This window comes from Paraclostridium sordellii (assembly GCF_000953675.1).
Lineage (GTDB): Bacteria > Bacillota > Clostridia > Peptostreptococcales > Peptostreptococcaceae > Paraclostridium > Paraclostridium sordellii.
Genome location: NZ_LN679998.1, coordinates 2931159 through 2943623 on the forward strand (window position 1 = coordinate 2931159; position 12465 = coordinate 2943623).

The 12465-nt window shown below is 29.7% G+C and carries 10 protein-coding genes; 4 read left to right on the forward strand and 6 right to left on the reverse strand.

Translation table 11 applies throughout. From position 1 onward, the window contains the following. Positions 1-3: 3 nt before the first annotated feature. A complete protein-coding gene (spoIIAB, locus tag ATCC9714_RS14245; protein ID WP_021127736.1) occupies positions 4-438 on the reverse strand; it encodes an anti-sigma F factor in 435 nt (144 codons plus the stop codon). Continuing rightward, a complete protein-coding gene (spoIIAA, locus tag ATCC9714_RS14250; RefSeq protein ID WP_021122442.1) occupies positions 431-787 on the reverse strand; it encodes an anti-sigma F factor antagonist in 357 nt (118 codons plus the stop codon). Before spoIIAA ends, spoIIAB begins: the two co-directional genes overlap by 8 nt. Before the next feature lie 157 nt (positions 788-944). Here spoIIAA and ATCC9714_RS14255 point away from each other — a divergent pair, with 157 nt between their 5' ends. Then, positions 945-2177: an LL-diaminopimelate aminotransferase gene (locus ATCC9714_RS14255; RefSeq protein ID WP_057545743.1), complete on the forward strand. Its 1233-nt coding sequence runs from the start codon at positions 945-947 to the stop codon at positions 2175-2177. A gap of 47 nt (positions 2178-2224) precedes the next feature. On the opposite strand, the gene ATCC9714_RS14260 is transcribed toward ATCC9714_RS14255, so the two are convergent. After that, positions 2225-3814: a DEAD/DEAH box helicase gene (locus tag ATCC9714_RS14260; protein WP_055340681.1), complete on the reverse strand. Its 1590-nt coding sequence runs from the start codon at positions 3812-3814 to the stop codon at positions 2225-2227. 144 nt (positions 3815-3958) lie between these two features. Next, positions 3959-4915: a calcium/sodium antiporter gene (locus ATCC9714_RS14265; RefSeq protein ID WP_021127733.1), complete on the reverse strand. Its 957-nt coding sequence runs from the start codon at positions 4913-4915 to the stop codon at positions 3959-3961. Between the two features lie 269 nt (positions 4916-5184). Between ATCC9714_RS14265 and pflB the strand changes: the two genes are divergently transcribed. Beyond that, a complete protein-coding gene (gene pflB / locus ATCC9714_RS14270; protein WP_054631401.1) occupies positions 5185-7416 on the forward strand; it encodes a formate C-acetyltransferase in 2232 nt (743 codons plus the stop codon). 229 nt (positions 7417-7645) lie between these two features. Continuing rightward, positions 7646-8380: a pyruvate formate-lyase-activating protein gene (pflA, locus tag ATCC9714_RS14275; protein ID WP_021122431.1), complete on the forward strand. Its 735-nt coding sequence runs from the start codon at positions 7646-7648 to the stop codon at positions 8378-8380. Positions 8381-8419: 39 nt separating this feature from the next. On the opposite strand, the gene thiI is transcribed toward pflA, so the two are convergent. Continuing rightward, positions 8420-9598, reverse strand: coding sequence for a tRNA uracil 4-sulfurtransferase ThiI (thiI, locus tag ATCC9714_RS14280; RefSeq protein ID WP_057545742.1), 1179 nt, complete (start codon positions 9596-9598; stop codon positions 8420-8422). 16 nt (positions 9599-9614) lie between these two features. Beyond that, positions 9615-10766: a cysteine desulfurase family protein gene (locus ATCC9714_RS14285; RefSeq protein WP_057545741.1), complete on the reverse strand. Its 1152-nt coding sequence runs from the start codon at positions 10764-10766 to the stop codon at positions 9615-9617. A gap of 680 nt (positions 10767-11446) precedes the next feature. Here ATCC9714_RS14285 and ATCC9714_RS14290 point away from each other — a divergent pair. Further along, a complete protein-coding gene (locus ATCC9714_RS14290; protein ID WP_055330720.1) occupies positions 11447-12442 on the forward strand; it encodes an asparaginase in 996 nt (331 codons plus the stop codon). The last annotated feature ends 23 nt before the right edge of the window (positions 12443-12465 follow it).

The window sequence follows — 12465 nt, forward strand, 5'->3', positions numbered from 1 at the left end:
CCTCTATTCTATATTAGATGAATCTATTTTCTTTTTCATAACAACCTTTGTTCCTTCTCCTTTTTTAGATGATACTTCTACCTGGTCCATAAAACTTTCCATAACTGTAAATCCCATACCTGATCTTTCTAATTCTGGTTTTGATGTGTATAATGGCTGCATTGCCATGTCCAAATCTTCTATTCCATTTCCATCATCTTCAACAGTTATAGTAACAGTTTTATCATTAATCTCACATCTTATTTTTACAAACATTTCTTCATTCTCATCATATCCATGTATTATAGCATTTGTAACAGCCTCTGAAACTGCAGTTTTTATATCTGCAAGTTCATCTAATGTAGGATCTAATTTAGATGCAAATGATGCAACTATAACTCTTGCAAAGCTTTCATTCTCTGACTTTGCCGAAAATTTAACTTCCATGATATTATTCATTTGCCACTCCCCCTAAAAAAGAACTTAATGCATCTTCATAACTTTCATGAATTTCTATTATTTTTGCCATACCTGATAAGTCAAAAACTTTCTTAACTCTCGAATTTATATTTATTACCGCTACCTTTCCACCTTCACTTGAAACCTTTTTATATCTACCAATTACAACCCCTATTCCAGATGAGTCCATAAAATTCATATTTTTAAAATCAAATATTATATTTTTTATTTGTTTATCTTGAATAACATAGTCTATCTCTTCTCTTACTTCATTTGCTATATGGTGGTCTAATTCTTTACTTAAAAATTCTACCCTTAGATTTTTATTATCCAATGAAAAATTTATCATTAGTTCCCCTCCTATCAAAATTTAAAATGCTACTTTTTATTCAATTCTATAAATTAAATTATTATCCTTCAACTAAATTTAAATAGTTGTTTCTTGTATCAAAAATATACCTGTCTAAATAGTATATATTATACTAAATTATTTTGGAGGAATAGTAATGGATTTTATTGACAACAAAGTAGCTAACCGTCTTGGAGGAATATCCTTTTTTAAAAACTCTGATAATCTTTATAAGTTTGAAAAAGTAAAAAAAATTACAAAAGAAGTCCAGTCTAAAAATCCAAATTTAAAACTTATTGATATGGGTGTTGGAGAACCTGACAAAATGGCAGACATATCAATTGTAGATATATTATCTATTGAAGCACAAAAACCTGAAAACCGATTTTATGCTGACAATGGTATTATAGAATTTCAAGAAGCTGCATGTAGATATTTAGATAAAGTATATGGTGTTAAGAACATAAATTCAGCTAATATAGTTCATGGTATCGGTTCTAAGCCTGTATTAGCTATGCTTCCTATCTGTTTTATTAATCCAGGTGATATTTGTTTAATGCCTTCTCCTGCTTATCAAGTTCTAGGAACTTATTCAAAATTCTTGGGAGGTGAAATTTATAAACTTCCACTTTGTGCTGAAAATAATTTTTATCCAGATTTAAACTCCATTCCATCAGAAATTAGAAAAAAAGCAAAACTTTTATATTTAAATTATCCTAATAATCCAACTGGTCAAGTTGCTACAAAAAAATTTTTTGAATATGCAGTTAAATTTGCAAGAGATAATGATATTTTAATAATTTCAGATTTGGCTTATGGAGCTTTAACTTATGAAGATTATAATCCTTTAAGCATTCTTAATATAGAAGGCAGTTTAGATGTCTGTATCGAAATACACTCCTTATCCAAAGCCTTTAATATGACTGGCTGGAGACTTGCATTTGTAGTTGGTTCTGAAAAAGCTATGAAAATTTATTGTGCAGTTAAAGGACATACAGATTCAGGACAATTTAGGGCAATCCAAAAAGCTGGTGCTTATGCACTTGATAATTGCGATTTAATTGAAGCTAATAAATCTCGTTACTATAGAAGATTTTTGTTACTGACTAAAGCTTTAAAAGAAATTGGTTTTAAAGCAGAAATTCCTAAAGGCGGATTTTATTGTTATGTACCAATTCCTCTAGGCATAAAAAACGGTATTCGATTTAATAATGCCGAAGAAGCTAGTCTTTATATTCTTTCAAAAGCATTAGTTTCAACTGTTCCTTGGGATGATTGTGGAAGTTATCTAAGATTTTCAGTCACTTTTGATGCTGAATCTGAAGTAGATGAACTAAACATAATCAATGAATTGAAAGAAAGATTACTATCTTTAAATTTAGAATTCTAAAGTAAAAGAGACATCTTAAATTAAGATGTCTCTTTTACTTTTTATAATTATTTTCTTCTTTTTGAATTAGCTTTTTCTATGTTAACTTTATTTCCTTTTATTTTTATATTCTTCATTTTTTCAATAACTTTTCTAGTATGTTTTTTTGGAACTTCAACAAATGTATATTTATCATATATATCTATAGTTCCAACTAACTTACCTGGTATTCCAGCTTCTCCAGCTATAGCCCCAACTATATCTTTAGCTTGAACTTTTTGCTTTCTACCTATATTTATAAATAATCTAGCCATTCCTGATTCAGCACCTGTATCATAACTTTCTTCAATTATTTCTTGTTTAGCCTCATCACCTAATGCTAATTTAACTAATGCTGCAGCTATATCTAAAGTATCGTAATCTTCTTCTTTACAGAAGTTTTCTAACCATTGAACTTGCTTTGTTAAATGACCTTCCTCTATAGTAGATTTAACTTGTTCAAAGAATACACTTACTTTTTTCTCTTCTACATCTGATATTGAAGGTATGTTATGTTTTTCTAACTTAGATTTAGTATATCTCTCTATATCCTTCATTTTTCTCATAGCTTTACCAAATACAAATGTAAATGATACTCCATTTCTACCTGCTCTACCTGTTCTACCAATTCTGTGTACATAGTACTCTTCATCTTGTGGTAAATCATAGTTAAATACAGCTTCAACATCATCAACATCTATTCCTCTAGCTGCAACATCTGTAGCAACTAATATATCTATAGTCCCATTTCTAAACTTATCCATTACTATATCTCTTTGAGTCTGCTTTAAATCCCCATGTAATGCATCTGCAAAGTAACCCCTAGCTTGTAAGTCACTAACTAATTCATCCGCACCTCTTTTTGTATTACAGAATACTACTGATAATTTAGGATTATATACATCTACTAATCTACATAATACTTCTAATTTATTAGCATTCTTAGTTTCTATATAGTATTGTTTTATATTTGGAACTGTAAGTTCTTTTCTAACTATTTTTACTTGCTCAGGATTTTTTTGGAATCTTTTAGTTAAATCTAATATTCCTTTAGGCATAGTAGCTGAGAAAAACGTTGTTTGTCTATTTTCTGGAGTTTGATTTAAAATTGTTTCTATATCTTCTCTAAATCCCATATCTAGCATTTCATCCGCTTCATCTAATATAACCATTTTAACTTTATCCATCTTTAAAGTTTTACGATTTATATGGTCTATAATACGCCCTGGAGTTCCTATCACGATTTGTACTCCACTCTTTAAAGATTTTATTTGTCTATCTATAGGTTGTCCACCATATACAGGTAAAGTTTTTATTCCGTGCATGTACTTACCTATTTTTCTTATCTCACTTGATACTTGTATTGCTAATTCTCTTGTTGGACATAGTACTACAGCTTGTAGACTCCTATCTTCTGGGTCTACCATCTCTAATATAGGTATACTAAACGCAGCAGTCTTTCCCGTACCAGTTTGCGCCTGTCCTATTATATCTACTCCTGTTATTATTTTTGGTATTGCTTGAGCTTGTATCGGAGATGGTTCTTCAAACCCCATTTCTAATACAGCTTTTTTTATGTTTTCATTTATTGGTAAATCATCGAATTTAACTATATTCATATATTGTTTCCTTTCCGTAATCAATTTATATTAACTTTATCAATTATATATTTTTTTTAGATATTATGCAATTAATATTTTATCCTTATGTCTATTTAAGTATTCATTATAAACTAAAATAAGGAGTGATTTTCACTCCTTATTTTAGTTTATATATGTAAAATATAAAGTTGATATATATATTATATATGTAGATAACATTAAAACTCCTTGAATTCTATATATTCTTTGTTTCAAAAACGTAGGTACTATAAGTAACAAAATCAATAAAATCATAAATGGAAAATCAATTACAGAGCTTTGATTTAGTATAGGAATATCATTTATAAATCCAGAAACCCCTATAACAGAAGAAACATTTAATATGTTTGCTCCTAAAATATTTCCTACCGAAATAGCATTGTGATTTTTCCTTATTGCAGTTAGGCATGATACTAATTCAGGTAATGATGTTCCAAGGGCTATTACTGTTAAACTTATAACTGCTTGTGGAACTCCTACAAATTCAGCTATTTTAATACCATTATTAACTAATAGCTTTGATCCTATAATCATCATAGTTATACCTAATATAAACATAGTAATTATTTTCATAAAATCTTTAGATTTTATTTTAATCCCATTTTTATTGCTTTGTTTCATATTTTTATTAGATTTAGGAATGCTTTTGTAATTATTTATCATATAAATAAATAAAATTCCTATTAGTGCCATAGAATCTACTCTATCTATGTTTTTATCAAATCCTAACACTATCAATACTATTATAGATACAATAAGTAAAATAGCTTTTGAGTTAAAATCTCTACTACTTACTTTAAATGGCTTAATTATAGCTACTAATCCCAAGGCTAATCCGGTATTGCATATTATAGACCCTACAGCATTTCCAAGGCTCATTGTCGTATGCCCTTCTACTGATGCAAATGCAGATACTGTTAACTCAGGAAAAGTTGTAGCTAAACTAACAATAGTTGCTCCAAGAACCATTTCAGATATATTAGTCCTTTTTGCTACAGATATAGTTGATTCTATAAATATATCTGCTCCTTTTGTTATTAGTACAAATCCTATTAAAAATAAAATTATCGTAAATATCATTTAATCCCCCCTTTATAAATAGATATTCATTTAACTTAATTTTATGTATCTCTTAAATTTTAAAATTATTCTTAAAATTTATGTTTATTCTGTATTTTAAAGGGTATTATTTTAATAAATATAAGAAAAATGTCAAAATACAAAACATTATATAAAATGTTGTATACAAAATACTAATTCTGTGTTATGATTATATTGTTTAAAAAATATCTAGCTAGATTTTATAAATATAAATTGAACACACATATAAACTTAAGGAGGCTATCAATATGAATGCATGGCAAGGATTCAAAACTGGTAGATGGACTAAAGAAATAAACGTTAGAGAGTTCATACAATTAAACTACGCTCCATATGAAGGAAATGATTCTTTCTTAGCTGGAGCAACTGAAAATACTAAAAAATTATGGAATGAAGCTTTAGCTCTTTTCAAAAAAGAAAGAGATAACAATGGAACATTAGATGTTGACACTGATACTGTATCTTTAATAGATGCATACGGTCCTGGATACATAGACAAGGACTTAGAAACAGTTGTTGGAGTTCAAACTGATGCTCCTTTAAAAAGAGCTGTAATGCCATTTGGTGGTATAAGAATGGTTGAAACTTCTTGTGACGCTTACGGATACAAATTAAATCCAGAAATAAGCGAAATATTCACTAAATATAGAAAAACTCATAACCAAGGTGTATTCGATGCTTATACTCCTGACATGAGAGCTGCTAGAAGTGCTGGTATAATAACTGGATTACCAGATGCTTACGGTAGAGGTAGAATAATAGGTGACTACAGAAGAGTTGCTTTATACGGTGTTGATAAATTAATACAAGATAAATTAGATCAAAAAGCTACTTTAGAAGTTAGATGTATAGATGAAGATGTTATAAGATTAAGAGAAGAATTATCTGATCAAATAAAAGCTTTAGAAGCATTAAAGAGAATGGCTGAATCTTACGGATTCGACATATCTAAGCCTGCTACTAATGCAAAAGAAGCTGTTCAATGGACTTACTTCGGATACTTAGGAGCTGTTAAAGATCAAAACGGAGCTGCAATGTCTTTAGGTAGAGTTTCTACTTTCTTAGATATATACTTCGAAAGAGATTTAGCTGCTGGTGTATTAACTGAAGAAGAAGCTCAAGAAATAATGGACCACTTCGTTATGAAGTTAAGAATGGTTAGATTCTTAAGAACTCCTGAATACAACGATTTATTCTCTGGAGACCCAACTTGGGTAACTGAGTCTATCGGTGGTATGGGATTAGACGGAAGAACTTTAGTAACTAAAAACTCATTCAGAATGTTAAATACTTTATATACTCTTGGACCATCTCCAGAGCCAAACTTAACAGTATTATGGTCTACTCAATTACCTGAAGGATTCAAAAACTTCTGTTCTAAAGTATCAATAGACACAAGTTCTGTTCAATACGAGAACGATGATTTAATGAAACCTTACTGGGGAGATGACTACGGTATAGCTTGTTGTGTATCTGCAATGAGAATAGGTAAACAAATGCAATTCTTCGGAGCTAGAGTTAACTTAGCTAAGACTTTATTATACGCTATAAACGGTGGTGTAGATGAGAAGAAATTAAAGCAAGTTGGACCTAGATTTGAGCCAATAACTTCTGAATACTTAGAGTACGATGAGGTTATGAAGAAATTTGACATGTTTACAGATTGGTTAGCTAACTTATATGTAAATACATTAAATGTAATCCACTACATGCATGATAAATATTCTTATGAAGCATTAGAAATGGCTTTACATGACAGAGACGTATTCAGAACTATGGCTTGTGGTATAGCTGGTTTATCAGTATGTGCTGACTCATTATCTGCTATAAAATACGCTAAAGTTAAAACTATAAGAAATGAACAAGGTGTTGTTGTTGACTTCGAAGTTGAAGGAGATTTCCCTAAATACGGAAACAACGATGACAGAGTTGATGATATAGCTGTTGAATTAGTTGAAAGCTTCATGAACAAGATAAGAAAGAACAAAACTTACAGAAATTCTTATCATACTCAATCAATACTTACTATAACTTCAAACGTTGTTTATGGTAAGAAAACTGGTAACACTCCTGACGGAAGAAAAGCTGGTGAGCCATTCGCTCCAGGAGCTAACCCAATGCACGGAAGAGATAATAGCGGTGCTTTAGCATCATTATCATCAGTTGCTAAGTTACCATACGAGCATGCTCAAGATGGTATATCTAATACTTTCTCTATAGTACCAGGTGCTTTAGGAAAAGATATGACTGAAAGAGTAAACAACTTATCTTCAATGATGGATGGATACTTCGCTCAAGGAGCTCATCACTTAAACGTAAACGTATTTGATAGATCTACTTTAGAAGATGCTATGGAACATCCAGAAAAATACCCTCAATTAACTATAAGAGTTTCAGGATACGCTGTAAACTTCATCAAGTTAACTAGAGAGCAACAATTAGACGTTATAAACAGAACATTCCACGGAAAAATGTGCTAATTTATAACTTAATATAATTGTAAACATATTATAAACAATCATTTATCAAAGTATATTCCGAGTGCAAACCTCATCAGTTTGCACTCTTTTTTTCTAAAAGTTGCATTAAATATTTTTAAAATATGCATTATAAGTTTAGCAATGTAAAATACAGGGTATTTAGTATAATGTATACATGTTATTTAATGTTTTATATGATAAATAACTTATAATTAACGAGGTGGATAAAATGATAAAAGGTAGAGTTCATTCAATAGAAACATTTGGTACTGTAGATGGTCCTGGAATAAGATTCATATTATTTATGCAAGGGTGTCCTTTAAGATGTAAATATTGTCATAATAGAGACACTTGGGATGTAAAAGGTGGTACTGAATATACAGTAGATGAAATTATAACAGAAATTAATAAATACTCTTCTTATATGAAGTTCTCTGGTGGCGGTTTAACTGTTTCAGGAGGAGAAGCTACTCTTCAACCAGAATTTTTAAAGGAATTATTTAAAAAGGCTAAAGAAAATAATATTCATACATGTTTAGATACATCTGGTTTCGTAGATATAGATACTATAGATCCTATACTTGATTACACTGATTTAGTATTACTTGATCTAAAACATATGGTTCCTGATAAATGTAAAGATTTAGTTGGTGTTAGTATAGAAAAAACGTTAAAACTTGCAAAACACTTAAGTGATAGAAATATACCTGTTTGGATAAGACACGTTCTTGTTCCAGGAGTTACAGATGATAGAGAAAATCTTGAACTTATGGGCAAATTTATATCAACTTTAAATAATGTTGATAGAGTTGAAATCCTACCTTATCATACTTTAGGCGTTCACAAGTGGGAAAATATGGGATTTGAATATGAATTAAAAGGTGTACCTGATGCTACAAAAGAAGATGTTCAAAAAGCAGCTGAAGTTCTAGCTGAATTTGGAGTTAACGTACACAATAAATAATAAAAAAATGTCGTAGTAAATTACTACGACATTTTTTTATTAAAATTCAAATACTTCTACTTCCATATTATCTATAGCATCTTGTATTAATTTTTCTACATCTAATACAGACTCTGATCTTTCTATTCTATCTAATTTAGGTTTTGTAACAGGACTCTTTGGAGAGAATACTGTACAACAATCTTCTTCTGGTATTACAGACGTTTCAAATGTCCCTATTTTCTGAGCTATATCTATTATCTCTGATTTATCCATAGCTATAAGAGGTCTAAATACAGGTAAAGTAATAGCAGCATTAGTACATGTTAATCCTTGTATTGTTTGAGATGCAACCTGACCTATACTCTCTCCTGTTACTAAAGCATCACAAAATCTCATTTCTCCTACTCTTTGAGCTATCTTCATCATGAATCTTCTAGATATTATAGTCATCTCTTCTTCTTTACAAGAAACACCTATAGCTTTTTGAATTTCTAATATATTAACCTTATGAAGTCTAACCTTTCCACAATATTTAGCTAAGATCTGAGCTAAATCTCTTACCTTCTCTTGTGATTTTTCACTTGTAAATGGATAACTGTGGAAATGTATAGCCTCTATCTCTACTCCTCTTTTTGCAACCATCCAAGATGCAACAGGACTATCTATACCTCCTGATAATAAAGACATAGCTCTTCCATTAGTTCCAACTGGAAGTCCTCCATAACCTGGTACAGTGTCACTATAAACCATAACATGATTTTGTCTATATTCACAATGTATAGTTGTTTCAGGATTTCTTACATCAACTTTTATTCTATCTTTTACATTAAAAACTAAAAAACCAGCTATATCTTTACTCATTTCTTGAGAAGTTAAAGGAAGACTTTTGTCTCCTCTTCTAGAAGTGACCTTAAATGATTTTGACCCTTCTTCTATTTTCTCGTCTAGTAATTTTAAAGCTAACTCCTTTAATTTATCATAATCTTTGTCAGCTCTTATTCCTGGACAAACTCCAACTACACCGAAAACTTTTTTGATTTCTTCTAATACTTCTTCATAATCTTCAGCAAATTCGCCTAAATCAACATATATTCTTCCATATTCTTTATATACGTTAAACTTTCCTAAAGGAGAAAGCATGCTTTTTATATTTTTTATAAGCTTATTTTCAAATATATATCTATTTTTTCCTTTTACTCCTATTTCTCCGTACTTTACTATTGCTATATTATACAAATCTATCACCTCTTAATTATCTTCTTTTTATTATTATTCTAAGTTCTTCAACTGATTTTTTTATTATTTCACAAGCTTCTTTTATTTCTTTCTCTGTTGTCATATCTGATAAACTAAATCTTATTGCTCCATCAATTTCCTCTGCATTTAATCCCATTGCATTTAATACATGGCTACCTTTCTTTTTAGAAGAACATGCAGATCCAGTAGATACAAAAATTCCTTGTTGAGCTAAGTGATGTAATAACACCTCTCCTCTTACACCTCTAAAAGATATATTAAGTATATGACATACTCCATCTTCTGGGGAATTTACCTTTATATCATCAATATTTTCTACTATATAATCTTTTAATAAATTTCTTAAATTGCTCATTTTTTCTATCTTTGAATTTAGATCTTCCATTATTATATTAATAGCTTCTCCTAATCCATATATTCCAGCTACATTTTCTGTTCCAGATCTAAGCCCAGATTCTTGTCCTCCACCTGTAAGCATAGGCTTCACTCTATTTATATCCTTTATATACATAAATCCTATACCTTTTGGTCCATGTAATTTATGTCCGCTTACACTCATAAAATCTATATTGTATCTAGACGGTTTAAAATTAATTTTAGCAAAAGATTGAACTGCATCTACATGCAAATATACTTTTTCATTTAAAGTAGATAAGTATTTTCCAACTTCTTTAATTGGTTGTATACTTCCAACTTCATTATTAACATGCATCATACTTACTAGTATAGTATTATCCTTTATAGCGCTTTTCACATCATTTATATCTACTACACCTTTATCATTTACTTTTAAATAAGTAACTTCAAAACCTTGTTCTTCTAGATCTTCCATTGTTCTTAATACTGATGGATGCTCTATATTCGTAGTTATTATGTGATTTTTTCTTTTCTTATTAAGGCTAGCAACACTTCTTATTATGGTATTGTTTGATTCTGTTCCTCCAGATGTAAATATTATTTCTTTATCCTTACATCCTATACTTCTAGCTATTTCTTGTCTTATTTTTTTTATATTTTTTTCTACTTCGACACCTTTTTTATGAACAGCTGACGGGTTTGCATAATCTATAGTAAGTGCATATACCATCTTGTCTACAACTTCTTTATAAGGCTTAGTTGTGGCACTATTATCTAAATATATCTCCATGCTAATACACCAACTTTCTTCTATTTAAATATAGTAAAATATTCTTTTATTTTTCCAATTAACTTCATAAATTATCATATAAATTTAGTGAAACTTTTACTATTATACCATTATTTCAGCTTTTTTTATATACTAAAGCCTTTATAATTCAATCCTAATCTAAGTATAATTTATTTTTTATATCTAACTTTGTCTTAAACATATGTTTTTTTAATTTTTTTGTCAAAATTATTGATTTTTCTGTCGAATATTGTTATTATATATACATGGTTATCCCCCTGATAACCTTAATTAAAATCTCTATTCCCAATACCCCTTTTAAATGAATATACTACATTCATTTAAGTCCTACTTCTTAACGGAAAAGAAGTAGGTTTTTTTATGTTTAAAATTAATTATTAATTTTAATTAAATATATTTTCAAAAACTATTGATTTTTCTGTCGAATATTGCTATTATATATACATGGTTATCCCCCTGATAACCTTAATTAAAATCTCTATTCCCAATACCCCTTTTGAACGGATAGACTTTATATCCAATGTTAAACTAACAACGGAAGTTAGTTTAACGCAAAAAAAGAGCTTCCCCAAGCTCTTTTTTTTATGCTTATTTCTACATTTATCTCTCTTTTTTTGATATAATTTAATAGATATAATAAATTTAGGGGGGTCAATAATATGCATAATAAGAAAAAAGTAGCTATAGTGTTTACAGGCGGAACTATTTCCATGACTGTAGACGAAAAAATAGGGGCTGCTATACCATCTTTATCTGGGGAGCAAATAATGTCTATGGTAACTAATATAGATAAAGTTGCTGATATAGAGGTATTCAATTTCGATGAAATTCCAGGACCTCATATGACTCCAGAAAAAATGTTAAACTTAAGAAATTATATAAATGATATTCTTTCAAATGATGATATTTCAGGTGTTGTTGTTACACATGGTACTGATAGTTTAGAAGAAACAGCTTATTTCTTAGACCTAACATTAGATACTCCTAAGCCTGTTATCGTTACAGGTGCAATGAGAAGTAGTGATGAACTTGGTTATGACGGACCTAGCAATCTTGCAGCAGCTGTTTGTACGGCTATATCTGATGAAGCTTATAATAAAGGTGTTTTAGTTGTTTTAAGTAATGAAGTTTTATTAGCATCTGAAGCTACTAAAACTAACACTCTTACTTTAAATACATTTAAATCTTTAACATGTGGTCCTTTAGGAATAATAGACTGCGATAAACTTGTATTATCTAGAGATATAGTAAATAGAGAAACTATAGTTGTTGATAAAGTCGAATCTGATGTTGCTCTTATAAAATCAGGTGCAGGAATGGATGAATCTTTTATAAAATTTGCAGCAGATAAGGGTTGCAAAGGTATAGTTATTGAAGCCATGGGTAGAGGTAATATACCTCCTGGTATGCTTAAAGGTGTTGAGTATGCTAGAAGTAAAGATATACCAGTTATTATTGCAACTAGATGCCACTCAGGTAGAGTATTTGATAGTTATGGTTACTTAGGGTCTGGTAGAGACTTAAGAAACTTAGGCTGTATATTTGCAGGTGATTTACCAGGTCAAAAAGCTAGAATAAAATTAATAGTTGCATTAGGAAAAACCAATGACTCAAAAGAATTAAAAGATATGTTTGAAAAAGGTATCTATTATTAATAATAAAATAGGTATATAGCTTG